This window comes from uncultured Gimesia sp. (assembly GCF_963976445.1).
Taxonomy (GTDB): domain Bacteria; phylum Planctomycetota; class Planctomycetia; order Planctomycetales; family Planctomycetaceae; genus Gimesia.
Genome location: NZ_CAXBKP010000003.1, coordinates 157777 through 182936 on the forward strand (window position 1 = coordinate 157777; position 25160 = coordinate 182936).

The 25160-nt window shown below is 48.7% G+C and carries 22 protein-coding genes; 9 read left to right on the top strand and 13 right to left on the bottom strand.

Features of this window, described 5'->3' with window-relative positions:
- Positions 1 to 110: 110 nt before the first annotated feature.
- Both AAC022_RS05160 and AAC022_RS05165 read right to left on the bottom strand, forming a co-directional pair.
- Positions 111 to 476, bottom strand: coding sequence for a response regulator (locus tag AAC022_RS05160; RefSeq protein ID WP_339728633.1), 366 nt, complete (start codon positions 474 to 476; stop codon positions 111 to 113).
- Between the two features lie 65 nt (positions 477 to 541).
- Positions 542 to 1030, bottom strand: coding sequence for a chemotaxis protein CheX (locus AAC022_RS05165; RefSeq protein ID WP_145313887.1), 489 nt, complete (start codon positions 1028 to 1030; stop codon positions 542 to 544).
- A gap of 1111 nt (positions 1031 to 2141) precedes the next feature.
- Here AAC022_RS05165 and AAC022_RS05170 point away from each other — a divergent pair.
- On the top strand, positions 2142 to 2807 hold the full coding sequence (locus AAC022_RS05170) for a response regulator transcription factor (RefSeq protein WP_339728634.1): 666 nt from the start codon (positions 2142 to 2144) through the stop codon (positions 2805 to 2807).
- A 23-nt stretch (positions 2808 to 2830) separates the two neighbouring features.
- Here the strand turns inward: AAC022_RS05170 and AAC022_RS05175 are convergent, their stop codons facing one another.
- Complete coding sequence (locus tag AAC022_RS05175; protein ID WP_339728636.1) at positions 2831 to 3784, bottom strand: aldo/keto reductase; 954 nt, start codon at positions 3782 to 3784, stop codon at positions 2831 to 2833.
- Positions 3785 to 3934: 150 nt separating this feature from the next.
- Between AAC022_RS05175 and AAC022_RS05180 the strand changes: the two genes are divergently transcribed.
- Entirely contained in the window at positions 3935 to 4621 is a 687-nt protein-coding gene (locus AAC022_RS05180) for an SOS response-associated peptidase (RefSeq protein WP_339728638.1), read from the top strand.
- Here AAC022_RS05180 and AAC022_RS05185 read toward each other — a convergent pair.
- Positions 4618 to 5316: an HAD family hydrolase gene (locus tag AAC022_RS05185; RefSeq protein ID WP_339728640.1), complete on the bottom strand. Its 699-nt coding sequence runs from the start codon at positions 5314 to 5316 to the stop codon at positions 4618 to 4620. The two genes, AAC022_RS05180 and AAC022_RS05185, sit on opposite strands and share 4 nt — an antisense overlap.
- A 50-nt stretch (positions 5317 to 5366) precedes the next feature.
- Entirely contained in the window at positions 5367 to 6203 is an 837-nt protein-coding gene (locus tag AAC022_RS05190; RefSeq protein ID WP_339728642.1) for an AAA family ATPase, read from the bottom strand.
- 254 nt (positions 6204 to 6457) lie between these two features.
- On the opposite strand from AAC022_RS05190, the gene AAC022_RS05195 reads away from it, so the two are divergent.
- A complete protein-coding gene (locus AAC022_RS05195; RefSeq protein WP_339728644.1) occupies positions 6458 to 7189 on the top strand; it encodes an RsmE family RNA methyltransferase in 732 nt (243 codons plus the stop codon).
- Positions 7190 to 7216: 27 nt separating this feature from the next.
- Here the strand turns inward: AAC022_RS05195 and AAC022_RS05200 are convergent, their stop codons facing one another.
- Both AAC022_RS05200 and AAC022_RS05205 read right to left on the bottom strand, forming a co-directional pair.
- Complete coding sequence (locus AAC022_RS05200) at positions 7217 to 7594, bottom strand: DUF5658 family protein (RefSeq protein WP_339728646.1); 378 nt, start codon at positions 7592 to 7594, stop codon at positions 7217 to 7219.
- A 46-nt stretch (positions 7595 to 7640) separates the two neighbouring features.
- Positions 7641 to 8606 carry a sugar phosphate isomerase/epimerase family protein gene (locus tag AAC022_RS05205; protein ID WP_339728648.1) on the bottom strand — a complete coding sequence of 322 codons (966 nt, stop codon included), beginning with the start codon at positions 8604 to 8606 and terminating at the stop codon, positions 7641 to 7643.
- A 317-nt stretch (positions 8607 to 8923) separates the two neighbouring features.
- On the opposite strand from AAC022_RS05205, the gene leuS reads away from it, so the two are divergent.
- Entirely contained in the window at positions 8924 to 11848 is a 2925-nt protein-coding gene (gene leuS, locus AAC022_RS05210; protein ID WP_339728650.1) for a leucine--tRNA ligase, read from the top strand.
- Between the two features lie 77 nt (positions 11849 to 11925).
- Here the strand turns inward: leuS and AAC022_RS05215 are convergent, their stop codons facing one another.
- Together AAC022_RS05215 and AAC022_RS05220 are read right to left on the bottom strand one after the other, a co-directional pair.
- The gene (locus AAC022_RS05215) at positions 11926 to 14385 is read right to left on the bottom strand and encodes a DUF87 domain-containing protein (RefSeq protein WP_339728652.1); all 2460 of its coding nucleotides are present in this window, start codon (positions 14383 to 14385) and stop codon (positions 11926 to 11928) included.
- A 161-nt stretch (positions 14386 to 14546) separates the two neighbouring features.
- Positions 14547 to 14978 (bottom strand): acyl-CoA thioesterase, encoded by a 432-nt coding sequence (locus AAC022_RS05220; RefSeq protein ID WP_339728654.1) that lies wholly within the window; start codon positions 14976 to 14978, stop codon positions 14547 to 14549.
- A 136-nt stretch (positions 14979 to 15114) separates the two neighbouring features.
- On the opposite strand from AAC022_RS05220, the gene AAC022_RS05225 reads away from it, so the two are divergent.
- Entirely contained in the window at positions 15115 to 16032 is a 918-nt protein-coding gene (locus AAC022_RS05225; RefSeq protein WP_339728656.1) for a carbohydrate kinase, read from the top strand.
- A gap of 56 nt (positions 16033 to 16088) precedes the next feature.
- Positions 16089 to 16892 carry a peptidylprolyl isomerase gene (locus AAC022_RS05230; RefSeq protein WP_339728658.1) on the top strand — a complete coding sequence of 268 codons (804 nt, stop codon included), beginning with the start codon at positions 16089 to 16091 and terminating at the stop codon, positions 16890 to 16892.
- Positions 16893 to 16902: 10 nt separating this feature from the next.
- Here the strand turns inward: AAC022_RS05230 and AAC022_RS05235 are convergent, their stop codons facing one another.
- The 3 genes from AAC022_RS05235 to serA form a co-directional block, all read right to left on the bottom strand.
- Entirely contained in the window at positions 16903 to 18216 is a 1314-nt protein-coding gene (locus AAC022_RS05235; protein ID WP_339728660.1) for a homoserine dehydrogenase, read from the bottom strand.
- Between the two features lie 232 nt (positions 18217 to 18448).
- On the bottom strand, positions 18449 to 19099 hold the full coding sequence (locus AAC022_RS05240; protein WP_339728662.1) for an HNH endonuclease: 651 nt from the start codon (positions 19097 to 19099) through the stop codon (positions 18449 to 18451).
- Positions 19100 to 19412: 313 nt separating this feature from the next.
- Positions 19413 to 21038: a phosphoglycerate dehydrogenase gene (gene serA / locus AAC022_RS05245; protein WP_339728664.1), complete on the bottom strand. Its 1626-nt coding sequence runs from the start codon at positions 21036 to 21038 to the stop codon at positions 19413 to 19415.
- 311 nt (positions 21039 to 21349) lie between these two features.
- On the opposite strand from serA, the gene AAC022_RS05250 reads away from it, so the two are divergent.
- Together AAC022_RS05250 and AAC022_RS05255 are read left to right on the top strand one after the other, a co-directional pair.
- Positions 21350 to 22744, top strand: coding sequence for a TAXI family TRAP transporter solute-binding subunit (locus AAC022_RS05250; protein WP_339728666.1), 1395 nt, complete (start codon positions 21350 to 21352; stop codon positions 22742 to 22744).
- Positions 22745 to 22806: 62 nt separating this feature from the next.
- Positions 22807 to 23481, top strand: coding sequence for a hypothetical protein (locus tag AAC022_RS05255; protein ID WP_339728668.1), 675 nt, complete (start codon positions 22807 to 22809; stop codon positions 23479 to 23481).
- A 27-nt stretch (positions 23482 to 23508) separates the two neighbouring features.
- Here AAC022_RS05255 and trmB read toward each other — a convergent pair whose 3' ends face one another.
- Positions 23509 to 24138, bottom strand: a complete 630-nt coding sequence (trmB, locus tag AAC022_RS05260) for a tRNA (guanosine(46)-N7)-methyltransferase TrmB (protein WP_339728670.1) — start codon at positions 24136 to 24138, stop codon at positions 23509 to 23511.
- 126 nt (positions 24139 to 24264) lie between these two features.
- On the opposite strand from trmB, the gene AAC022_RS05265 reads away from it, so the two are divergent.
- Positions 24265 to 24834, top strand: coding sequence for a nicotinamide-nucleotide amidohydrolase family protein (locus AAC022_RS05265; RefSeq protein WP_339728672.1), 570 nt, complete (start codon positions 24265 to 24267; stop codon positions 24832 to 24834).
- Positions 24835 to 25160: the final 326 nt, after the last annotated feature.

Sequence of the window (25160 nt, forward strand, 5' to 3'; positions counted from 1 at the left end):
TGAAAATACAATCATTTTCAATACGCGAATCTCTCTGGATGGCACTACGTTTTTCAAAGCGCATACAAAGTTAACCAGGGTAGCATCAATCAGAGCTTGTGTGATTTACGTTAAGCGTTTGAAGTTACCCATCGTTCCAGTTTGCTTTTTAAACTATCTGGAGTGAATGGTTTGACCAGATAATCAGATACACCGGCCTGAATTGCTGTGACCACACGAGCACGTTCAGCTTCGGTTGTAATCATAATCACGGGAATTTCTTTGTTCAGCTGACGAATCTCTTTCAGGAGTTCAAGCCCATCCATATTTGGCATGTTCCAGTCACTCAGAACAATATCAAAAGTGGAATTCTGGAATATCTCTAATGCCTGGACTCCATCTTCTGCTTCAGTCACATTTTCGATACCCAGTTTCGACAAACATCGCTTCTGGATTGTTCTCATTGTTCCTGAGTCATCAACAAGTAATACTTTCATTGGAATGGCCTTTATCTTTAAGTCAGTAATTCGTTCAAAAACAAGTATTTAGTCAAACGGGTGTTTTAGCGATCAGAAAATCCTGCTTCAATTGTGAAAGTTCCGATTTCTGAATCGAACGCGATACAAATTGGCACAACATTCGAAGGATAATGAACGGTGTGTCCTTTTCCGGTAATAATATTGGGAATACTGATGGATGCTTCCAGATGCTCCAGTTGAGCTTTTGCTGATCCAGCAATCATATTCGCCAATTCACAAACGGCATCGCAGACTTCGTCGTTGATTTCGTCGGATGAAATTCCAACGAGGCGATCTAAAATTCCAATGCCTACGCTTTTTGATAAACTGAGAACGAGTGTCCCGGCTGCTTTTCCAGAAATTCCAATCACAGCACTTAATTCGTGCTCTGGAATGTGGTCTGCTTTTAAACTCAATCCGGTACGTTTTGGTGTGCACCCCAGCATCATTTCAAAAACAGAGATTGTTGAGCTGATGATAGGATTCACAAATTCTGCTGTGAGTTCCGATTTACCTGTGGTGGTTGACGTCATTATCAAGTTCCTGTTTCCTGAGAATAATACAAAATCTATAATTCGATTCTTCGGAGGTATTTCGAGTTAGTATTGCTGGCTTATTGAAATTCAAAGTTGAACCTGGTGCTCAACTCTTATGATGTCTGTATGACATATGGTGTTTTTCAATAATTGTGCACTTAGAACATAGATCACGAAAAATTACATGTGCCAAAATATCAACAGGATATTGGAAATTATTATTACACGGTACGAGGACAGTTTCTGGGTATTCCGACTGTGCCGGATTTGAGTGGAGGCTTATCCAGCAGGAATACAGTGTAAGACCTCCTAATTCAAAACAGACGTCGAGTGAGAGGGGGGGAAGTAGACGGGAGTTTGGTCTGTAGCGACGTCTCTGTGATGATACTTGCTGTGTCTGACTTGAGTTACGTGAACAGGGTGTAAAGAAGACGAAACGATCTTGTTTTTAATTGGTGAGGTGCTCTCCACCTCTCTTTGAAAGAGATTTATGGAAGTATAGATGTGTAGGGGGTTATACTGCAAAATTCTTTCGGTTTGCAGTTGAGTCTTTTAGTGAAAGTTGTATACGATAGGTGATGAGAGTGGCACTTAGAGGTTCTTACTAATGGTTGGCCAGTCTGTATTTTGCTACCAAGAAATCGCATTATCATTTCAATAATACTTTATTCATCAATTCTCAGAAGTCTGGTAGAGAAACTCGTTCAGTTATTTATGACTAGTTGCTGATATATTAAATAATTGCTGTGTGATCTAGTAAAAGCACAAACACCCAATGGCACAATCATTTCACCAAGATCATTTTGAGTTCGCTCAGGATGTCCGAACTACATGTCATCGTTTAAATAATTTTTTGACAATTTTGCAGTGTCAGCATGATTGCCTAGGGGGATTACCCTCCGAAAATATTGAGACGGAGCTAGCTAGTATCTTAAAAGAGTTAGACCCACTTGTCGAAGATGTGACAAATGATGTGCATGTTCTCTCTAAAAAATGCAGAGACATATTGGATGGTGCCAATAATAAATAAACGATGGTGGAAAGTAGATTGAACCATGAGTTAATTGATATCTATAATTTCTTCACTTAATTTTTTCCGGGGGCCAACATGCTTACTTCAACCGATCTAATTCGCGTCGTTTTGGTAGATGACCATATGATGCTTGTTGATTCACTGGTGACACGGTTTCAACGAGACTCAGGCATTGAGGTCGTTGGGACAGCGACCAATGCAGATGATGGTCTAGCCTTGATTCTCGAAACAGAACCCGATGTCGTGATCCTGGACGTTGAGCTGCCAGGACGCGGTTCGTTTGATATTGGCGAAGAAATATCGTCCCGATTGAAAAATACCAAAATGATTTTTCTCACCGGTTATCTCTCAGACATTTTCATTGAGTTGGCTCTCAGGGTAAATGCTGTTGGTTATCTTTTGAAGGGTGAGCCGATTGAATCTTTGATTCACGCCATCAAAAAAGCCGCTCGGGGTGAATATTGTTTTTCGCAGTCTGTTCAGGAACGACTGATTTTCGATCATAAAAAGAATCGATATTTGATTCAGTCAGAAAGCATGCTGGCGTCACTGACCTCCCGGCAAATTGAAGTGCTTCGGCATCTGGCACGAGGGAAGAGTGTCAAGGAAGTCGCTCGCTCAATGCATCTCTCTGAAAAATCGATTGACAGTCACAAATATCGGATCATGCACAAGCTGGGAATTCATGACCGAGTGGAATTGGCCCGCTATTCCATTCGTGAAGGATTGACTCTTCCATAAGGCGAAGACCGTTTTATTGGTAATCAGGAACAAATCGGACCACGCTTTTGAATCAGCTGATTAATCGATTCCATTTGTGAGTCCGATAGTTCAAAGTTCATGGTCTCCGCATTTTCTTTGATCTGCTCAGGGCGTTTCGCTCCGCATAACGCACATGTAATTCCCTTCTGCTGAATCGTCCAGCGGATGACGATCTGGGCTACGGTGTGATTCATTTCTTCTGACAGAATGCGCAGATCATCCAGGAAGTCCTGGTTTTGTTCCCATTCTTCGCCATGGAACATGGGATATTTTTGACGACCGTCTTGGAGTGCAAATTGATGATCACGAGGAAGTTTGCCGGCCAGTAACCCTTTCATCAGCGGCCAGTAGGCCATCACCGAGACCTGATTCTCAATACACCAGGGGAGACGATCAGCTTCGATATCGCGCTGTAGCATATTGTAACGTGGTTGATAGGCAGAGATCGGGCAGACAGCGGCGAATTCCTGCAGTTGTTCCAGTGTGAAGTTTGATACGCCAACAGAAAGTATTTTTCCCGCTTCCAGCAGTTCTTTAAAAGCACCTGCCGACTCACTGACTGAAATTTCCGGATCAGGTCCGTGTAAATAATAAAGCTCGACCCGGTCTGTATTCAAACGCGACAGGCTCTCATCGCATTCCTGTTTGATTCTGGCAGGTGAGGCATTCCGAATCTGTTTCTTGCCGGACCAGTGAATGCCGCCCTTAGTGGCAATCACAATCTGCTCTCGTTTTTCTCCCAGTGCTTTTCCAATCAGGCGCTCACTTTCTCCCTCATAGCCGTAGCAGTATGCAGTATCAAAAAAGTTGATGCCGGATTCAAAAGCTGCATTCAAAGTCGCCAGACTTGCCTCTTCGGTGACATCAACGCTTGTGACTCCGGAAATCGGCCAGCAGCCCATCGCGATAGGGGTCACCTGGATATTTGTGTTTCCAATATTTCGCAAAGGAGTCATTCCATCTATTCCTGTTGGAGATCTAAAAATATGAGTCACGTCTTGCAGCGGGTGAATAGTGATTCAGTCCAGGATGAGATACGATATCATACAGTTGACTTAGGGGACATCATATTGTTTGCACAAAACAAGTGAAGGCAAATCGAGATTATGTGTGCACGGTTTTTCTTAATTTCGCCTGGCGAAGAGATCATAAAATTATTTCACATGGTCAGTTTTCCGCGCATCTCTCCCCGGTACAATATTGCACCTTCACAGCCTGTGCTGGCGATGACCAAAGGTCAACACGGTTTTCATGTCAACCATTTTCAGTGGGGGCTGATTCCCGGCTGGATGAAAGATCCTGTGCCTGGGCAGGCTATGATTAACGCCCGCTCAGAAACGGCTGCCACTAAGCCGGCGTTCAAAAACTCATTTCGCTATCGCAGGTGTTTGATTCCCGCCAACGGATTTTATGAATGGAAGAGTGCCGGAAATCGATCGAAACAAGCCATGTGCGTCCGGTTAAATGAGGCACCATTGTTCGCGATGGCAGGGATCTGGGAGCAGTGGCAGAGCCCCGATGGAGCAGAGCTGGAAACCTGCTCGGTATTGACGACTGCCGCAAATACGCTGCTGGAGACCATACATCCCCGGATGCCCGTGATTCTGCGCCCAGAACAGTATGAGCGCTGGTTGAGTGCCGATACAACTCCTGTCCCGCAGCTGGAACGGTTACTTCAGACTTATCCCGCAGAGGAGATGCAGGTTTTTCCTGTCAGCTCGTATGTGAATAAAGTCGTTCATGACTCATCAGAATGCATCGCGCCGACTCAGGAACAGAAAACCCTGTTTTAGTCGGTTCTCTCCTCCGGTGCCGCGAAGAGTGTGAGGAAGAGCTCTATCTCTTCGAAGTGAGCAAACAGGTAATCCGGTTCACATTTTCTGAGTTCTTCCAGAGGATATACGCCGGTGGCGACGGCAATCACGTTCGCGCCAATTGCCCGGGCACAGTGGATATCACTGGGCGTATCCCCAATCACCCAGACCGAAGTCTCAGCTAGTGAATCGGGAGTATGACGATGTTGAATCTGTTTGATTGCTTCGTGAGCCACATCGTTTCGATCGGCGTGATGATCTCCGTATGCACCAAACTCAAAGAAGTGATTCAGGTCGTAGTGCTCCAGTTTTTGCCGGGCGCCATGCTCAAAATTACCGGTCAGCAGACCAAGGTCGATATGCTCGTGTTGGGACATTGTTTCCAGAATCGATTTGATGCCCGGTAACACGCGACCTTTCCGCTCTTTCAGTTTTTCGGCAAGCAGTTTGAGATAGCCGGATTCAAAGCGGTGCCGATTCTGACTCGTATTTGGAATGCCAAAGTATTCGAAAAGGTCTACCATGATGGCATGGTCGGTCCGTCCGGCTGTCGGAATGCCTTCAACAGGCGCAGAGACCTGAAATTCTTCTTCCAGCATATGTAGAATCGACCGTTGACCGGCACCACCGGTATCGATCAATGTGCCATCAATATCAAACAAACAAATATGCATTTTCTGCCAGTGATCCAAAAGTGATGAAAGTGGGTTTTGACACCACTATTCTATACACCATGCATGACTTCGGAAATGCGGTTTATTGTGAGGGGAGCACCTTTTATTTCACGTTCTGCTCTGGTGATCACGTCAGAGTCAATTTCCTGCAGATTTTGTTCGTATCCCGCCAATAGGGCCAGATCGCAGATCTGATTGATTTTCTCTGGTGTGCCTTCGGTGGCTTTTTGAATTTCTCTCATTGCATCTGCTGTAAAGAGAGGTTTTGAACAACCTGAGCAATTCAGCCGGTACCTGATATAAGCTTCCGTCGTTTCCTGATCAAACGATCCGAGTTCAATCGCCAAGTCTGATAATTGAGAAACGGTCGTCGCTGCTCCAGGGTTCAGCGTGCCTGAAGTCGTTACTATCGTCAATGCAGGGAATCGTTGATTTCCGGTATGGAGTAAGCGTTCAATCGTTTTCAGGCATTCGGAACGGCTCTGATCTACATGATCCAGAAGCAGTATCAAGCGGCCCTGAGTCAGTTGCAGTCCCATCAGGAAATCAGTCAGTTGCCGCCAGAGCTGAGGCAGTTGTGTGGAATAGGATGGGCCCAGACGTAATTGCGCACAGAGCTGCCAGAGGAATTCTTCTTCTCCCAGGCCGAGCAGATCAATCGATTCGCACTGGTACGGGCTTCTTTTTAAGATCGTCTGAAATACTTTAAGTGTTAAGGACTTACCTGTTCCAGCCGGCCCCGTAAACACGGCGCATTTCTTTTGCTCTTCCGCCACGAATAATAAGCGTGCCAGAGCCTCCTCATGGAATTCACTTTCAAAGAAGTATTCCAGGTCCAGTAATTGGTCGAAGGGTGCGTGTGACAAATTCCAGAAATCGCAATACATGATTTACTATTGACCTGTTGTATTTTGAGTTAGAACCTATGTGTTCAGATTCTCTGCACCTTGCAGAACGCACACGGAACGAGATACCATCCATGGGGAGCAACGTGCCACAAGAATGATGACAGTCATCTTCTGAGCTTGAAACTTCCGTTATTGTTAAAATCGGTCTTTCGGTGCCATCGGCATGACCGAACCCCGTCCGCCTGTTCTTTTTTTCCTCAACTTACGTATTTTGAAAAGCTTGAAGTTTATTTATGCCACACCGATTTTACTTTGAAGGTTCTTTTGCCCCGGACCAACTCCTGTTGGAAGGTGGTGAAGCCCATCATTTGCTGCACGTCTTACGCCTGCGGGTTGGTGATACTGTGGAGGTCTTTAATGGGACCGGTGCGGTAGCAGATGCGGTGATTACGAACACGACGCGAAAAAGTGTAGAAGTCAAAGTCATCGCGCGACGGGAATCGCAGGTGAGTTCTCAGGTTCCGCTGATATTAGCGACAGCAGTGCCCAAGGGAGACCGTTTTCGCTGGCTAGTTGAGAAGGCTGCGGAACTGGGCGTGACCAGACTGGTGCCATTGGTCACGGAACGCAGTAGCGTCGATCCAGGTGAGAATCGTTTGAAAAAATTACAACAAACGATTGTCGCCGCCGCAAAGCAATCTGGCCAGATGCGTCTGATGGAATTAGCGCCGTTGCAGAAATGGGAGGAATTCCTGGAAGAAGTCTGTCAGGCAGATCATCGTATGTTGATTGCAGACCCGGGCGGAAGTCCGTTGGATTTGCTGAACTCCACTTCGGCTGATGCTGTCGCAAGTCCCGTGATTTTGCTGATTGGCCCTGAAGGAGGTTTTTCTTCTGAGGAACTTCAGACCGCGTTAGAAAAAGGAGCGACACCGGTCAAACTGAGTGAAGCTATTTTGCGGATCGAAACCGCGGCGATCTTATTTGCCGGGTTGGTGCGCCTCGCGACTATGCAATCAGAGTAATCTTTGTTTGCAGGCTGTATCAGATCACTAAAACAGATGCCCTGATCGGAGAAACAGCACAAAACTGTAAATCACGACACCGGCAACAATCAACGAACCAAAATTGAGCAAATTGCGGCCCGTCGATAATTTTTTTCTGGCAACAATTTGTGCAATCACCGTCACGACAGTGACCAGAGCAAACTTAAAGTACACCATGCCTTTAATACCCCAGCCCGCGATAAAATAATTCGCGAGCTGGTTGGATTCTCTAAAGCTGCCTGTCACCAGTAGCAGATAGGTCATGAAGACGTCTAACGCATTGACTAGAATAAAGACGCAGGTCTCTCGTTCCAGAGGCAATTGATGACTCCAGAACGAGCGTCCTTTTTCTTGCTGAGGAGGTTTGGGATCCGTTTCTTCCATGATCGCATCTCACTTAACCTAATTCTGATGTGGAAAGCAGCTTACTTCAAACAAGCTTCCGCAATTGTTGAATGTAGCCGGGAATAGCTTCTTTGGGTTCTTCTTTTGCTTCATACTCCAGCACTATAAAGTTTTTGTAGTGCGCGTCTTTCAAAATTTTGACGATCCGTGGGATATCCGCGGGAACTTCTTTTCCGCGTGCTCCCATTTCGACTTTGATTTGGGCATTAATCGCGAGTGGCGCGATTTTGGCAAGATCTTCATAGGGGTGTTCTGTGCGGAAATTTCCACTGTCGAAGTTAATCCCAAAATTGGGTGACTTGTTGATGCCATCAATGATTCGCATCATCTGTTCCGGAGTCGAAGTGATGCCGCCATGATTTTCGAGGGCTAAGCTTACTCCCTTTTTCTCGGCATATTTCAGCGATTCATTGATGCCTTTCTGGCACATACGGATCGCCTCGGCTTCATTGCCTCCTTTGGGCACTCGGCCTGCGAAGATGCGAATGACTGGTGCACCCATAATGGCTGAATAATCAATCCAGTTCCGCGTCATTTCCAGTTGTGCATCCCGGGCAGTTCCTTTGGGCAGACAGAAATCGTTGCCGATAGCGGTGCCGGAAACTTCCAGACCAAGTGAACCCGCGAGATCACGGGTCTGTTTCAGATAGTCTTCGCTGACCGGGTTTGGAAAATAGTAGCTGGTCAATTCGCAGCCATCGAGTTTCAACTCGCCACAGTAACGTACGAAATCCTGAATATTCATCGTCGCGGGAATTTTTTTCGGACGTGGTTTCGGCCAGTTCTGTTGCAGATAGCGGTGGAATGAATAGGCGGCCAGACTTAGTTTGAGTTTCTCTGGTGTTTTTTTGTCCTGAACTCCTGCTGCCATTGTTGTGTCTGAGATCAATGAGCCTGCAGTCAGTGCTCCTACGCCCCACAAAGAGGATGTTTTCAGGAAGTCACGTCGGTTGGTTTCCTGCTCGAATGGAGAGGGTGAATTGACTGCCATTATGTTTACTCCAGGGCTAAGCCGAATCATAGGGCCGAATCATAGGATTGAGCTGATACGGGTAACGGGTAAGTTCAGAATTAAGGAGCCCCCATTTTGACAAATCACAGACTGTAAAGAAACCCTCGCTATCAAAAACAGGCAGAATTGCAAAGTTTCTGAGGATGGCTAAACTTACTCTATAACTAAAGAGAACACTGACAGTTTACCTGTTTGTTTGTTACGATGTGCGGCCGGGGAATTAACCCTGTCGGGCAGTAAATTGAATTTTTGACCGGGCCTTGGTGCCCATGACCTATTTAGGAAGACCGGACACAATGCCTCGTTACGACGCCAAGCGGATTGAAACCAAATGGCAAACCTATTGGGACCAGCACGAAACATTCAAGACAGGTGAATTCGTTGAGGGCAAAGAAAAACTCTATGTACTGGATATGTTCCCATACCCGTCGGGCGATGGTTTACACGTTGGTCATCCGGAAGGCTATACGGCGACTGATATTGTCTGCCGACATGCCCGTATGCAGGGCAAGCAGGTGTTGCATCCCATGGGTTGGGACGCTTTTGGTTTGCCCGCCGAACAACATGCGATCAAGACAGGTACACCACCGCGGATCACCACGCAGAAGAATATCGATACGTTTCGTCGTCAATTAAAGATGTTGGGTTTCAGTTATGACTGGAGCCGCGAGTTTTCGACCACCGATCCGGAATACTTTCGCTGGACACAATGGATTTTCCTCCAATTGTTCCATTCCTGGTTTGACAGCGAATGCGAATGGACGGGCCCCGATGGGAAACAGCGCGTGGGACGTGCCCGGCCCATCAGCGAGTTGCCGATTCCCGAAAAAGTGAAAGCGGAAGGAGAAGAAGCGACCCGCCGTTATCAGGACCGTCAGCGGTTGGCGTATCAGCACGAAGCGCCGGTCAACTGGTGTCCGGCTTTGGGAACTGTGTTGGCGAATGAAGAAATCATTGATGGTAAGAGTGAACGGGGCGGCCACCCGGTTGAGCGTATTCCTTTGCGTCAATGGATGCTCCGTATTACTAAATATGGAGACCGTTTGATTGATGGTTTAGAAGGTCTCGACTGGTCTGATTCGATCAAGTCGTTGCAAAAAAACTGGATCGGCCGCAGTGAAGGGGCGGAAGTCGATTTCTTTGTCGGCTCTGAAGAGTCTGGTACTGATTTAGATCAGGCGTTCGCAGCCTGGCAAACGGCGCGGGGGGAATCCGGTTTCCCGGAAGAGTCTGAAGCGGATGTGTTACGGATTTATACTACCCGTCCGGACACATTATACGGTGCCACCTATATGGTGTTGTCACCGGAACATCCGTTTGTAGATCGGTTAACGATTGCCGAACAGAAAGCCGCCGTCGAAGCGTACCGGAAGCAAGCCGCACTCAAGAGTGACTTGGATCGAACCGATTTGGCGAAAGAGAAAACAGGCGTTTTTACTGGCAGCTATGCGGTGAATCCGGTGAATGGCGAGAAAGTTCCGGTGTGGATTGCCGACTATGTTTTAATCAGTTACGGGACCGGAGCGATCATGGCGGTTCCTGCGCACGACTTGCGCGACTGGGAATTCGCTGTTGAATTCAATTTGCCCATCATTCCCGTTGTCGAGCCACCAGCCGGTTATGAGCCTTCCAAAGACGAGTTGGCACTCGAAGCGGAAATTGAAGGAGAAAAACGAACGCCGTTTTCCGGCTTGGGAACCGCTATCAATTCAGGTGATTTTACCGGAACGCCGACCGCGGAGTTCAAAAAACAGATTACCACAAATTTGGTAGAGCAGGGCGTGGGGGACGGGGCCGTCAACTATCGTTTGCGGGATTGGCTCTTCAGCCGTCAGCACTTCTGGGGCGAGCCATTTCCGATCTGGCATGAATTGGATGCGGACGGCAAGATCACCGGTTTGATGCGTGCTGTGCCCGAGGAGAGTTTACCTGTGGAACTTCCCGATTTGAAAGAATTCAAGCCGGCAGGCACACCCGAACCACCACTTTCCGTCGCCCCGGAAGAATGGTTGTATAAAACCGACACCGACGGAACCCGTTTATATCGTGAAGTCAACAGCATGCCGCAATGGGCGGGGTCCTGCTGGTACTATTTGCGGTTCGCTGATCCGAAGAACAATGAACGCTTCGTCGATCCAAAGAACGAAAAAAACTGGTTGCCCGTTGACCTTTATATTGGTGGTGGCGAGCATGCTGTGTTGCATTTACTTTACGCCCGTTTCTGGCATCAGGTTTTGTTTGACCTTGGATTTGTGGCCTGCCCCGAACCATTCCAGAAGTTAGTTAATCAGGGAATGATTTTAGGTGATGTTGAATTGACGGGCTTTCAGACGGCCGATGGTACCTGGGTCTCTTCCAAAGAGGTCGCTGAGTCGGATGAGTCAGAAACAAAATGGATTGAGAAATCAACCGGCAAGCCTGTAAGTATCGTCAGCTTGAATGCCGATCAGGTGCAAAAGCAAGGCGAGGACTTTACGCTCGTTGATGATCCAACGATATTTGTGAACAGTCGTGCTTATAAGATGTCGAAGTCACGGGGCAATGTCGTGAATCCAGACGTTGTGGTCGAACAGTATGGCGCGGATGCCTTACGCATGTATGAAATGTTTATGGGGCCATTGGAAGCGACCAAACCCTGGAGCATGAGCGGCGTGGAAGGCGTCAGCCGATTTCTCGGGCGTGTCTGGCGGTTGATGATTGAAGAACGTGCTGAAGAAGTCATATTAAGTGAAGCGATTTCGGAAGCAGACCCGACCGAAGAGCAGTCACGAATCTTGCATAAAACCATCAAGGCTGTCACCGAAGACATCCAGAAATTATCCTTCAATACGGCCATCAGTCGTATGATGGAATTTTCGAACGCGATGGGGCAGCAGAAAGTTCGATCGAAGGCCGTTTTGTCTGACTTTGTGTTACTCCTTTCCCCGTTTGCACCGCATGTCGCGGAAGAACTCTGGAGTGTCTTAGGACATTCCGAATCGTTGGCCTATCAACCCTGGCCTGAATTTGATGAGGCGTTATTGCAGGAATCGGTCGTGGAAATTCCCGTGCAGGTTAACGGGAAGCTGCGATCCAAAGTCTCCATCGCGGCAGACGCCGATCAGGCAACAATGCAGCAGGCGGCTGAGGATGATGAAACGGTCGCCAAGTATCTCGAAGGAAAAACGATTGTCAAAGCGGTGGTCATTCCCGGCCGCATGGTTAACTTCGTTGTGAAATAAGTTTCAAATCAAAACAGGGGTGAGGCCATTCATAGATTCGCTCCTGTTTTGATCTATAACATCGAAACGGATTGCATTTATTCTTCGTCCAGACGATAGAGGGGTTGGCTGATTCCTGTCGTGTCTACGGACCAGGGGAGCCAGGCGAACGCCACTTCATTCACCATTAAGTCTGACTTGCGAGGCCGGACCGGGTATTCTTCGATTTCAAGATCTTCCGGATGAATGGGCTCTTCGAGTTTGTCTAATTCCTGTTGGAACTGGTCTTCCAGTTCTGCGTATTTTTGCTGTTGGATTTCCAGTGCTTCTTTGGCGCGTCCGATATCACCATGCTCTTTGGCGGCACGTCCCACATTGCGCGCCGCAGTGGAAGCTTTCCGCACATTCGTGGCACTGGCGACTTTTCTACCCATGAGGGCGCCGAAAATAGTGGTTCCAATCGAGAGAAAGGTACTCAGCTTTTTGTCGCTGTACTGGGATTCTTCGCGGGCCACACGCTCTTCGGCGGTACGGATGCGGTTTTTAATCGTGTCGAATTTGGAAGCATATTTGGTGCGTATTTTTTCCAGTTGCAAATCGCGTTCTTCACGCATCAGTTGCTTGAGGCGGGCGCGGAAAGCGGCTTCGTTTTCTTCAGGCTCGGAATACAATTTGGGGTCGGCACTAAACCAGAGATTGAGTGGACGTTCCTGATAGAGGTAGGTTTTCAGATCCTTTTCCCAGGTACGATACTGGGATGGTCGTGTCAGAGAAGACTCGACTTCGGCAAACTGGGCCTGCGTGGCGGGTTCGTTGTCGTATTCCAGATTGCCGGGAGGAATTTGAGTCGCTTCGTCCCAGAGTGACTCGGGAAGTTCGCCCGTGATGGTTGTCAGCAGCGCCACATCCTGCCAGAGATCGACTTTTGACTTGGCGTCGGCATACCGTAATTTTGCCAGGCCGATGATGCCGGGCCGATAAACGAGGCGGCTGCCTTGTGATAATAATGAAGACGGAGTGAATATGCGTTGTTTGATCTCAGACGGAATCAATGGTGGTTGAGTCGAGTCACGTTCCGCAGAGGCAACCATATTGGGCGCAGTCGTTGTCTGGTCTGCTGTCGCTTCCGCCAGCGCGTGCTTACGCGGGTCCATCAGTGTTTTAATCTGTGTGCGAGTGAGCGGGCCGCGCAGGTAAGAGAGTGCCCATCGCGTATGGAATACAACGGGCGCATCTTCATGCACATTGTGTAACAGAAAGACCCGACTTCCCAGGCCAGACAAGATCGCCTCCATTTCCTGACGATGAAACTGGCTGCCGGCAGAACCTGACGCGCTTTCCAGTCCATCCAGCAGTCGCGCTTTATCTCGCTCGGTTTGCAAGCGGCCTATGAACCAGGTGCCTGTATTCGAGAGTCCTTTGTAGTCGAGGTCGACCGGGTTTTGTGTGGAGAGCACGACCCCTAGTCCAAAGGCACGGGCCTGCTTGAGCAGAGTCAGCATCGGTGTTTTGGAAGGCGGATTGGCGGTAGGGGGGAAGTAGCCGTAGACTTCATCCATATACAGAATAGCTCGCAAGCTGGATGTCCCCGACTGACTGCGGACCCACGCCAGGATTTCATTCAGCAGCACCGTCACGAAAAACATGCGTTCTGAGTCGGACAGGTGAGAGATCGAAAGAATGGAAATACGTGGCTTACCCTGTTTCGTCATTAACAAATTTTCAATGTTTAAAGCTTCTCCCTGCATCCAGGCTTCAAATCCAGGTGAAGCCAACAGGTTGTTTAGTTGCATTGAAAGTTGCAGACGATCTTTGGAAGGATAGAACGTTTCCAGATCCAGGAAACCAACTTTTTCAAATGGAGGGACCTGAATTTCCTGAATCAGACTGGCAATGGAGAGATTGCGTTTTTCTTTCCAGGCATTGCTGAGAATATTCGAGAGCAGAATGTGTTCGCGGCTGTTGATCGGGTCCGCATCGATTTTTAGTAATGCTAACAGGCCGGAGACAGTCGACATGATCCGATCCCGGAAGGCGTCGCTGTCATTCAAGACAGCGTCACTGGGCGCATCAAACGATTTCAAAACAGAGATGGGCAGACCGGCGTTGCTGCCCGGCGTATAGATGGCCATATCAACGGCAGAGCGAAGTCGCTCAATACGGTCGCCGTCCTGTTGCCAGTCGGCCAGTCCTTTTTTCCAGAGGTCGGCCGTCCAGCGGGCATACTCGTCCGGCGTTTTTCCTTTGCGGACGGCTTCACTTTCTTCGATCCAGGGACGAAAGTCAGCGGGCTTCAATTCCGGGAAGTTGAGCAGCAGGTTTCCCAAATCTCCTTTGGGATCGATGGCGATGATGGGAATATCGTCGATGGCGGCCTCTTCGAGGAGTGACAGGCAGAGCCCGGTTTTACCACTGCCGGTCATTCCGACGCAGACGGCGTGTGTTGTCAGGTCTTTGCTGTCATATAGAACCAGATCGTCTTTGATCGCGCCGTTTGGCAGGTCATATTCTCGACCCAGATAGAATGCGCCAAGTTTTTCGTACGGTTGATCAGTCATTATTCACCATGAACGGGAAGAAGAAGGGAACATGAATTTCGTTTTAAGCTAAGATCTGTCAATGATCGAATTGTTGATAGGGTAACATGTGGGAACGACGATTTCACGTGGGAGATGAAAACTTCACTGGAATTATTGAACGTCGAATCAAGAGTTGCCGATCATGAAACGGGTTCTTCCTGTTCGGGTACAATTGAGAAGCAGGAAGCGACTTCTTCCGGAATGCGTCGTGGGGTGAGGTTCTCATAATTCACAAAGGCCCAGTTTGTTTCCGCGCGAACCAGCAATTCTGAATCCGCAAGTCGTATGATTCGATATTTTCGGAGGGATTTGACTTTTTGCAGCGTGGAAATCCAGGTTTGCACGATGATTTCCTGGTCCACAAACGCTGGCTGCAAATACTCAATAAAGTGACTCCGCGCTACCCAGCCGAGTTTCATTTCCCGATAGCGGCGACCGGACCAGCCATTGGCGGTGGAATGGGCGACCGCCGCATCCTGCAGCCATTTCAGATAGACAACATTATTGACGTGACCCAATCCGTCAATTTCTTCGGGCGTGACTAAATGACGGTATTCATAAATGCGATGCATGGAATTTCTATCCCGGGTTATGGTATGGTATCACCAGACAGGACGTGTGCTGTGCTAAGTGAACGACACGACACTCGTCGAATCATCGGCATAAAAATAGTGTAATTGAATTGAATGAGAATTGAATCAGAGTTCCATGAATAATTTAACATCGCTTCCACTGGTAATCGGTTTAGGTGAATTACTGTGGGACTGTTTTGGTGATGAGAGGCGACCCGGCGGTGCGCCAGCGAACGTTGCCTTTCAGGCGAATCAGCTCGGCTGCCAGGGAGCCGTTGTGACCCGCGTCGGGCAAGACGAACTGGGTACGGAGTTGCTCGGCTTTTTAAAGCAGCAGCAGCTTTCGACAGAGTTTGTCCAAATTGATGAGGCCTATCCCACGGGAACGGTGACCGTTGAATTTAGCGATGCCAACGATCCACAGTATACGATTCATGAGCAGGTTGCCTGGGATCATCTGCAGTTCAACGACGAGTTAGCTGAGTTGATGAAGCAGGCGCAGGCCGTCTGCTTCGGCACACTGGCGCAGCGTGAAGCAGATTCGCGCGAGTCGATTCACCAGTGCCTGGCAGCGACAAATTCAGACTGCCTGATTGTGTATGACATTAATCTCCGTCAGAAGTACTATGATCGCAGTTGGATTGAGCGGTCTTTGACAGCAGCGAAGATCGTCAAATTGAATCAGGATGAAGTGCAGGTTTTATCGGAACTGTTAGCGATTTCAGCAGAAAATCTGCAGGCATTTGCGGACCATCTGCAACAGGAGTATGGTGTGACCGCTGTCTGCATCACGCGCGGTGCTGAGGGATGTGTGATTTATACGGACGATCAGAAATACGAAATTCCCGGGTCTCCCGTAGAGGTCGCGGATGCGGTCGGAGCCGGCGATGCATTTACCGCGGCTCTGATTTCCCGTCGTCTGTTGGGATGGCCTTGGGAACAGGCGGCGTTGTTTGCCAATCGCGTGGGAGGTCTGGTGGCCAGTAAGGCGGGGGCGATGCCTGTTCTGCGAACTGAGTTCGAACGGCTCAGTCAGGAAATTCAGAATACTTAAAAGACTTTGAGTTTATATACAATTTCATTACTTCAGCTAGTGTAAGGAATAATTAAATGTCACGTTTGACTTTGTTGGCGCTGTGTCTGCTCGCGGTTTGTTTTGTGGGATGTACCAGTGAAACCCCAGAAGGCATCGATGCGGAAGTTCCCGAAGCTGCTTCCGGAGACAAAAAAACGACTACCAATGCAGAAGGTTATCAGGTACTACTGGCGACCACCAAGGGCGACATTATGCTACAGGTCCATCCAGAATGGTCACCTAAAGGAGCGGAACGATTCAAAGAACTGGTCGAGCTCGGCTTTTATGATAACTGCGCTTTCTTCCGCGTGATTGACGGGTTCATGGCGCAGGTGGGCATCAATGGTGACCCGGCATTGCATGCGAAATGGCGCGACAACAATATCATGGATGATCCTGTTATCGAGTCGAATAAACGGGGTTATGTTTCGTTCGCCAAAACAGGAGCACCGAATTCGCGTTCCACACAATTCTTCATCAACTTTGGTGACAATTCCAATCTGGACGGAATGGGCTTCTCTCCGTTTGCACAGGTTATCTCAGGTATGGATGTGGTTGATTCTCTCTACAAGGGGTATGGAGAAGGGGCGCCAAGAGGAGCTGGTCCTGATCAACAGCGAGTCGTGGGTGAAGGCAACCCCTTTCTAAAAAAAGAGTTTCCGATGCTGGACTACATCGTCAAAGCAACCATTGTCGGGGACAAATCTGCCAAGACAGACGCGAAGTCTGAGACTGCTGAGCCGGCAGCGAAAGATGACAAGAAACCTGCCGAACCAGCGGCTGAAAAGTCTGAGGAAGCGGCAGCCAAGCCTGAAAAAGCCGCAGCCACGAAAGAATAATAAACCCTGGTTAGTCGTTAACTGGCATACGCACAAAGGGAGCTCGGATACAAGTCAGTTGGTCCAGCTCCCTACTGGCGGCCTGGAAGCGGCCTTCTGTGGTGCGATGCGTCATAATTACCAGCGGCACAATCGAGTAGTCCTCGGTCTGATCGGCTTCGGGCGCTTCGTGTTGGACCAGGCTGGCGATACTGATTTCGTGGTCTCCGAGTACGTTCGTGATATCAGCCAGAACGTGCGGACGGTCTTCCACATTCAACCGCAGGAAGTAACGCCGAGAGATTTCTTCTCGCGGCATGATGTTAATATCCGGGCGTGGATTCCAGAGATCCAGCCGAGGGAAGGTGATCGCGGCGCGGCCGACGGCGACATCAATCAGGTTTGCCACCACAGCAGAAGCGGTTGCCATCTGACCGGCTCCCATGCCTGACAGCCAGACTTTTCCCACGGCGTCTCCGTGCAGGGCGATCTTATTGTAGGCGTCTTCCACATGCGCCAGCGGATTATCATTGCGAATCAATGTAGGCTGAGCATGCATTTCCAGTTGGCCATCCAGCAGTTTAGCGACCGCCAGTAATTTGACAGTATATCCCAGTTCATGGGCGTATTGTAAATCGGCCAGAGAGAGCGAGTCGATGCCCTGCCTGAGGAACTGATCCAGGCCGACTTTGACGCCGAGCGTCAGTTGCACTAGAATTCCCAGCTTCTGAGCAGCATCGGTACCATCCACGTCCATGGCGGGGTCAGCTTCCGCGTATCCGATTTCCTGAGCACAGCGGACAGCGTCTTCATAGCTCGTATTATGCGAAAACATCTGCGTCAGAATGTAATTGCTGGTTCCATTCAGGATGGCTTCAATCGATGTGATTTGATTGGCTGACATGGCCTGGGTGACGGTTTCGATTAACGGCACTCCCCCCGCGACCGCTGCTTCAAAGCTAATGCAGCGCCCCAGTTCTTTGGCGCGTTGAAACAGACTTTCTCCTTTTTCACAAAGGAGTGCTTTGTTAGCGGTGACGATATCTTTACCGCTTTCCAAGGCACGCAGCATGATGTCGTAAGCCGGGTCAATTCCCCCGACCAGCTGAATCACGACGTCAATTGAGGAATCATTGATAACCGCTTCGATATCGTTGGTGAGTACTTCGGGTGGCAGGTCAATCTCGCGTGGTCTGGTAAGGTCTCTGACGACAGCCCGTTTGAGGACAATCGGGCGGCCTGCACGCGTGGTCATTTGTTCGGCGCGATTGAGCAGGATTTTTGCGACACCAGTGCCTACGGTTCCCATACCGATAATAGCCACATTTAAGGGAGAAGACGACATTCCAGATTCCTGAATTTGTTAACACGTTGAATTGTAGCGAGGGACTTTTGTATCAGCACCGTACTATAGACGGTCCTCGAGGTGAGTGGAACCATGGCTTGAGAAATCAGTTGATTTCATGGTTACAATAGCGTGGAATTTGTCGATTTTAACGGAGCGATTCACGACAAATGTGTCGTCATTCCCGTACAGTCGAAATGTTCAAATATTCTATCGCTGTGGCAAAGCGATTTCAGTCGCAGGAGAGTAATTCTTTGCTACCGACAAAGTTTTTCCAGCAGGCATATTTTTCATGCTTCACCTGTTGGAGCAGAACCGGATTGCGGCTGGGTTTGGCGGGTTTCTGTAGCAGCTTCATGCCAGCCTGCGAGGGGGTGCGGCCTCCTTTTTTGGTATTACAGCGGCGACAGGCACTGACAATATTTTCCCAGTTCATGCCCCCGCCGTGAGAGCGGGGGACCACATGATCCAAGCTGAGTTGTTTCACGCCGAATTTCTTTTGGCAGTACTGGCAGCGATAGCTGTCTCTGATAAAGATGTTACGGCGATTGAACTTGATCGTATTGTTGGGGATGCGGTCATAGCGAAGCAGACGAACAACGCGGGGCACCTGGATTTCAAAATTGACGGTGAGAATCCAGTCTTCGAGTTCTGTTCGTTCATTGAATTCCGATCTGAGCCCACTGATTTCAATCCAGGAGCTGAAGTCGTAATTCATGAAGGTGCCATCTTCCACGCTGATGACTTCCGCAATGTCTTTACTGAGCAGACAAAAGGCACGCTTGGCGGAGATTACGTGAACCGGCGAATAAGTCTTGTTCAGCGCCAACACGCTCGCCTGCATGCCGCTAGACTGTGCCTTACTGGTAGTTGCAGATATCATATGCCGCCCACCCTCCAAGTCTCTTAGCAAGGTTATGGCAATATTCAAGGTACGATAAAAATCGAAGCGACTCATAAGTAAAGAAACATTTTAATTGACGGGCATAATAACTTAACTAATGCCGCAGTCAATTAAAAATTAGAAATTCCTTACTCGAATCAGGCGCGTACCTTTACCGCAGATATTTTATACTTTCAGGGCCCTCTCGATCAACTGTTCCTGGGGGTGAGGATCAAAATGTATACTGAAATGGCTCAGTCGCTTCATCAAGATCAGTTCGGTTTGATGAAGCGACTGTTAAGCCAATATCAGATTACTGTAACCAGGACAGTGGCGCCGTAGCGGGCGGCATTTTAATGAGTTTCACACAGGAAACATCTTTGTGTCCGGAAACTTCTGCGATCGCCGCTTCGGGAACATCGCCATCCACATTCAGAACCGCGATGGCTTCACCACCGGGTTGGTTTTGCAGGCGGCCTAAAGCCATGTGGGCGATATTGACATTGTGATTACCCAGAACCGTACCGATGTAGCCGATCAGGCCAGGCACATCATTGTGTCGGTAAATCAACAGGTTGCCATCGAGGTAACCGTCGAGATAGAACTCATCCAGTCGGGTCAGACGCAGGAAGTCCTGGCCGAAGATGGTGCCGGCAGCCGAATACTTACCTTCTTCTGTTTCAACCGTTGCTGAGATCAGTGTGGAGAGCGTTCCCGCTTCGGTGGAGCGAGATTCCGAAATTTCGATGCCACGCTCTTTTGCAAAAACGGTGGCGTTCACGATATTCACGTCGGCTTCAAAGGCATTTGAAAGTAAACCAGCGGCAAAGCTGGATGTGATCAGTTTTGTCTGTTTTTCTGCGACTTCTCCGCGATACTGAAGTTGAACACTCTTGAGGCTGCCCTTTGTCTGTTGAGACAAAAACAGGCCCAGTCGATGACCCAGTTCGATATGCGGTTTGAGATCTGCCATCTCTGCTCCTGAAACAGGAATCATGTTGATGGCGTGGCGAATTTCATTCTTCGTCAGAAAGTCAGAAATGATTTCGGCGGCTTCCAGTGCTACCATTTCCTGAGCTTCATCAGTTGAAGCGCCCAGGTGCGGTGTCGCCAACATATTGGGAGCATTGATCAGGCGTCGGTTTTCCGGGGGTTCCTGTGTGAAGACGTCACAAGCTGCACCCGCGATTTTACCTGATTCCAGTGCATCGGCCAAATCATCTTCGTTAACAATGCCGCCCCGGGCACAGTTGATGATTCTGGCGCCAGGACGCATGGTGGCGATCCGTTTGGCGTTGATCAGGTCGCGTGTTTCGTCTGTCAGGGGAGTATGCACGGTCAGGAAGTCACAATGCTTTACCAGCTCATCGACTTCTTTGTAGAGTTCAATACCATATTCGGCTGCGCGTTCTGCTGACATAAAGGGGTCATAACCGATGACTTTCATTTCCAAGCCCTGCGCCCGATGCGCAACGGAAAGACCGATGCGGCCTAAACCGACGATCGCCAGAGTTTTGCCAGCCACCTGGGTTCCGGTTAATTTTTTACGCTCCCATTTTCCCTCTTTCATGGTGGAGTAAGCCGGGCCGATATTGCGGGCCAGCGCCATCATTAAGGCAATCGTCTGTTCTGCCGTACTGGTGGTGTTTCCAGCAGGCGTATTCATGACAACAATCCCTTCGCGAGTGGCGGCATTACGGTCGATGTTATCGACGCCTACACCAGCTCGCACGATCGCCTTCAATCTTGGCTGATCTTTCAGGACTTCTTCAGTCAGTTTTGTGGCGCTGCGAATGATGATTCCGTCTGCCGACTTGAGTGCTTCCCGTACTTCTTCCGGCGAAAGACCGGAGCGGATATCCAATTCAATTTCCGGGTTGTCTTCAAGAACTTTAAGACCGGCTGGTGAAAGGTTGTCCGTGATCAGGACTCGGTACATGGAACTCACTCGCTTAATAAATACAATGGGAATAGGGTCAGGGAAATCACAATGACTTCCTAATGATACAGAGGTATCGTCCCTTAGCATAGTTCGCTGAAAAATCGCGCCAAGGCAAACGGCACTGCAAAGTCGGGAAATCCAAAAACAGTTTGATACTCTTGGGGGTGAGTTTCGTTTTTAAGAAGGAAACCATCAATTTCTGCCTGTAAAGGGGATAACCTCAGCGCAAATGAGTATGATATTCTGTGCACATTCTGCAGAGATCATTTGGGATTACTATTTTTGAGAATTCATCGAAGAAGATAGATATGAAGCGTTCTTTATTTAAAGTTCTGATTGTGGTCCTGCTCATTTTCCTGCCGGTGATCCTGCATCAGACCTATCGCTGGATGACGGCATTACCGAAACAGATCACAATTGCCGCCGGTCACCCGGAAGGCCGCTATCATGGAATGGCGGTGCAACTTAAAGCGATGCTGGAGCAACGCTTGCCTGTCGATGTGAAGATTCTGGAGACAAAAGGCTCCCTGGAAAACCTGGAATTATTACGTCGCGGAAAAGTAGATCTGGGGTTTTATCAGCCGGGAACCGAGTATGCGCTTGCGGCACAGAAAGCTGTGAAGCAGGCGCAGCCAAAATTAGCGGTGCGTCCGGCCGATCAGGTCTGTTTCATAGCCAATTTGTATTCACAGGTTTTACATATCATTGTGCCCGCTGATTCTGACATCAAAAGTGTCGGAGATCTGAAGGGGCGAAGAGTAGCAATAGGTGATCAGGGATCGGGAGATTTGGCAGCCAGTCTACCGCTCTTGCGACATCTACAGCTCAATCTGGATCAGATTGAACCCGCTTATCTTTCCTATCAGGAAGTCGAAGAACAGTTTGGAGAGAAAACACTGGATGCCGCGATCGTGACTGTGGGGATTGAAGCGCCAGTGCTGCATGAGTTGTTGGAGACGGGCAATTATCGCATCCTGGAAATTCCCTTTACCGGCGCGCTGACACGTAAGGCATCCCACTTTTCTGAATATGAAATTCCCGCAGGTATGTTTCGAACACAGGAACCGATTGTACCTGCAAACAATCTGCAGACAGTGGCCTGTGGCGCGCATCTGTTGACGCGGGAATCGTTGCCTGATCCTCTGATTGCAGAAGTAACTGCAATTATTCTGCATCAAAATTTTTCGCGGCAGATGCGTTTAAATGAACTGTTTGCAGCAGGTAATGAATTTGCACAGGACAATCAGGGCTTTCCCCTGCATTCTGGTGCTGACCATATTTACAACCCCGAGCTGAAGCCATTTCTCAATTCCGATTTTGTCGAAGGAACAGAGGGGATACGGTCGTTTTTTGTTTCGATGTTGATTGCCGCCTATCTGTTATTTCGATGGGTTCAGAAGCGGCGTTCCAAAGCAAAGGAGCACAGGCTGGACCGCTACATCAGGCAGTTGGTTGATATTGAAAAGAAGCAGATGGAGGTGGATGGAAATAATCAGGACGATGGCCCCGCGTTGCAGAGGTTACTTGATGATGTAACCAATTTGCGGCAGGGTACACTGGAACAGTTTTCAGCGCATGAATTGAATGAAGATCGAGCCACCGATGCCTTTCTGGAGATGTGTCACGCGTTGAGTGATAAAATTAATGCCAAACTTTTAGGCTGGAAAATTGATCGCATGGGTGAGAAGATAAGTAAACTCTGAGTTCGCGCATTGGCAGCGAATGTCTCATCGACGGTCATACTTACTTTCTTCGGAATTAGATTATGCTGGCTAACGCCAATCTTATTAATGGTTTATTGATCTTACTGGGAATCATTGTCTGTTATTTGTTCATCCTGATTCCCATTCTAATTTATTATGCCATTCAGCATATGAGATCTCCTCAATGGGTCTTGTTACCTGAAGCGGACTGGGATGATTATCTGACGGGAAAATGCAGGATCGAGTCCGATTGGACTCAGTCAATGCAATTTGAAATGGTGGGGCTTTATCGCTGGCAACAGAATTATATTCTAGCCTGGGAGAACCTGAATGACGCCACCTATTTCCAGGTCACGTTGTCACCTTACGGAAGGTTTCACAGTTTTACGACCGTCTTTGAAGAAGACTATTCTCTGGTGACGGCGAATGATCGAGAATCGTTGATTTTTCCGGCGCCTCCGCGGCGTTTTGTGCAGTCGTTTGGGATTGAGCAGACTGATCTCTTAAACGAAAAACACCAGTCCGCCATCGCCGATCTGATGAAAGTCAAGCATCTCCAATTACGGGAGAATGTGCCGAATTTTGAGGAAGCATATTTCAGCAGTTTGCAACAACAGCATGAGCATGTCCGGTCGGTGCTGTTTTATCCGATTCGAGGGATCTGGTGGTATCATATTAGGCGTCGGTCCAGGTTTAATCGCCCCATCGATTTGCAACAGGCGGTTTTGGACAACTGATGGAACTATAGACCGTTTCGGCGTGGTTTATTTTTGAAGTTTCCAGAGACCGCGGTGGATTTTCCAGCCTTCATTTCGTTTTTTTCTCTCGAAGCTGGTCTGGTAATCCATGTCATGTTCGGGAAGGCACTCTTGCGGCGTTTCCTGTTGGATGAACTGACTGGCATGGTCCATCAGATTTTTGACCCGTTCGAAATATTCTTCTACATCGGTCCAGAAGTGAAGTTCCCCACCATTCTTCAGTGCCTTGGTGATCCGAGTGACAAACACGTCTGTAAAGATGCGGCGTTTGTGGTGTCGTTTTTTCCACCAGGGATCAGGGAAGTAAACGTGCACTTCTGAAATCGATGAATCCGATATGAATTTATCAAAGGCAATGCGTGCATCACCGCCCAGTACGCGGGCATTCGGTCGTTCCGCTTTCATTAGTCTTGTCGCGGCCCGCCGCCCTTCGCGGTAATCAATTTCCATGCCCAGAAAGTTTTTGTCCAGGTTGGCGCCACTGGCATTGAACAGGAATAAGCCACGGCCGGCTCCCACATCCAGGACCACTGGATGATCATTGCCAAAAAAAGCAGTCCAGTCGAAGGGGCTGTCCAGATCTTCTAGAGTTCGAAAATAGGGTTTGAGATCTTTCGAGGGTTTGGAGCACAACATGATTCAGGAAGTAAGACTTTCAGTTTCTGCGAGAAGGTAATAATTACAATGACCACACTGTAGAATAGATGGCGTGATGTGTAAATTATCAATCGAGGGCTGAAGGTTGTTTTTTGGGAGATCCGGATGTTACCCGAGTTTTTAGTCCAGGCTGCGATACAAGTCAAAGAGGCGCTTATACTACGAGGCCAGAGGCTGGTGATTGCCGAGAGCTGTACCGGGGGGCTGGTTGCGACCTTATTAACGAGCTTGCCTGGAATTTCCGAGTACTTTTGTGGTTCTGCAGTGGTTTACCGCTGGGATACTAAAATGAAATGGTTGGGAGTGCAGCCGGAAACATTGGAAAAGTATACAGATGTAAGTGTCGAGACCGCCCGCGAGATGGCACTGGGAGTTTTGAGACAGACCCCGGAAGCATCGGTGGCTGCTTCGATCACGGGGCATCTGGGGCCCGATGCACCCCGGCAGCAGGATGGAATGATTTGTATTGCTGTTGCATTTCGAACTGCGTCCGGTCTCGACAGTCCACCGGAATTATTTACCGTTGAAAGTTTCCAATGTGATACGCTGATAGAAGAAATTCCACTCGATTTTCAGCCCGCTGCTGATTTTACACTTCGACACCACAGGCAGCTTGCCGCCGCCCGTCAGATGCTGAAGCTAATTTTGACCGCGTTAGAACCGAAAACCTTATAGTTCAATAGAAGCGATTCAATGCCGCGGCGGCAAATCCTGGGTAATCGTCAAACTCCAGCTTTCCGGGAAAGGTTGCCCTGTTTTTTTACGTGGCACAACCAGTTCTTCCGGCACGATCTTCGTCATGAGTGCGATATTCTGTAGTTCCCTTTGCATCGTCGCAACGTGAATAACCGAACTATTCATTAGGCCGTGAGTGGTCGTTCAAAACATTTCATTTGACATGATCCATGTAAATGGAATGACATCCGATAGGAGTAAGTTTGTCGGATGAGGCTTGAACTGGCTCTCAGATGTTTCCAGGGAATCGTATTCACGAAACGGCT

Bases quoted from the DNA above. Each gene is read 5' to 3' on its own strand.
- AAC022_RS05240 (WP_339728662.1), bottom strand. From the start codon at position 19,099: ATGATATCTGCAACTACCAGTAAGGCACAGTCTAGCGGCATGCAGGCG.
- AAC022_RS05230 (WP_339728658.1), top strand. From the start codon at position 16,089: ATGTCACGTTTGACTTTGTTGGCGCTGTGTCTGCTCGCGGTTTGTTTT.
- AAC022_RS05170 (WP_339728634.1), top strand. From the start codon at position 2,142: ATGCTTACTTCAACCGATCTAATTCGCGTCGTTTTGGTAGATGACCAT.
- AAC022_RS05180 (WP_339728638.1), top strand. From the start codon at position 3,935: ATGTGTGCACGGTTTTTCTTAATTTCGCCTGGCGAAGAGATCATAAAA.
- trmB (WP_339728670.1), bottom strand. From the start codon at position 24,138: ATGTTGTGCTCCAAACCCTCGAAAGATCTCAAACCCTATTTTCGAACT.
- AAC022_RS05235 (WP_339728660.1), bottom strand. From the start codon at position 18,216: ATGTCGTCTTCTCCCTTAAATGTGGCTATTATCGGTATGGGAACCGTA.
- AAC022_RS05175 (WP_339728636.1), bottom strand. From the start codon at position 3,784: ATGACTCCTTTGCGAAATATTGGAAACACAAATATCCAGGTGACCCCT.
- AAC022_RS05205 (WP_339728648.1), bottom strand. From the start codon at position 8,606: ATGGCAGTCAATTCACCCTCTCCATTCGAGCAGGAAACCAACCGACGT.
- AAC022_RS05250 (WP_339728666.1), top strand. From the start codon at position 21,350: ATGAAGCGTTCTTTATTTAAAGTTCTGATTGTGGTCCTGCTCATTTTC.
- AAC022_RS05190 (WP_339728642.1), bottom strand. From the start codon at position 6,203: ATGTATTGCGATTTCTGGAATTTGTCACACGCACCCTTCGACCAATTA.
- AAC022_RS05220 (WP_339728654.1), bottom strand. From the start codon at position 14,978: ATGCATCGCATTTATGAATACCGTCATTTAGTCACGCCCGAAGAAATT.
- AAC022_RS05165 (WP_145313887.1), bottom strand. From the start codon at position 1,030: ATGACGTCAACCACCACAGGTAAATCGGAACTCACAGCAGAATTTGTG.
- serA (WP_339728664.1), bottom strand. From the start codon at position 21,038: ATGTACCGAGTCCTGATCACGGACAACCTTTCACCAGCCGGTCTTAAA.
- AAC022_RS05200 (WP_339728646.1), bottom strand. From the start codon at position 7,594: ATGGAAGAAACGGATCCCAAACCTCCTCAGCAAGAAAAAGGACGCTCG.
- AAC022_RS05225 (WP_339728656.1), top strand. From the start codon at position 15,115: ATGAATAATTTAACATCGCTTCCACTGGTAATCGGTTTAGGTGAATTA.
- AAC022_RS05160 (WP_339728633.1), bottom strand. From the start codon at position 476: ATGAAAGTATTACTTGTTGATGACTCAGGAACAATGAGAACAATCCAG.
- AAC022_RS05215 (WP_339728652.1), bottom strand. From the start codon at position 14,385: ATGACTGATCAACCGTACGAAAAACTTGGCGCATTCTATCTGGGTCGA.
- AAC022_RS05265 (WP_339728672.1), top strand. From the start codon at position 24,265: ATGTTACCCGAGTTTTTAGTCCAGGCTGCGATACAAGTCAAAGAGGCG.
- AAC022_RS05255 (WP_339728668.1), top strand. From the start codon at position 22,807: ATGCTGGCTAACGCCAATCTTATTAATGGTTTATTGATCTTACTGGGA.
- AAC022_RS05185 (WP_339728640.1), bottom strand. From the start codon at position 5,316: ATGCATATTTGTTTGTTTGATATTGATGGCACATTGATCGATACCGGT.
- leuS (WP_339728650.1), top strand. From the start codon at position 8,924: ATGCCTCGTTACGACGCCAAGCGGATTGAAACCAAATGGCAAACCTAT.
- AAC022_RS05195 (WP_339728644.1), top strand. From the start codon at position 6,458: ATGCCACACCGATTTTACTTTGAAGGTTCTTTTGCCCCGGACCAACTC.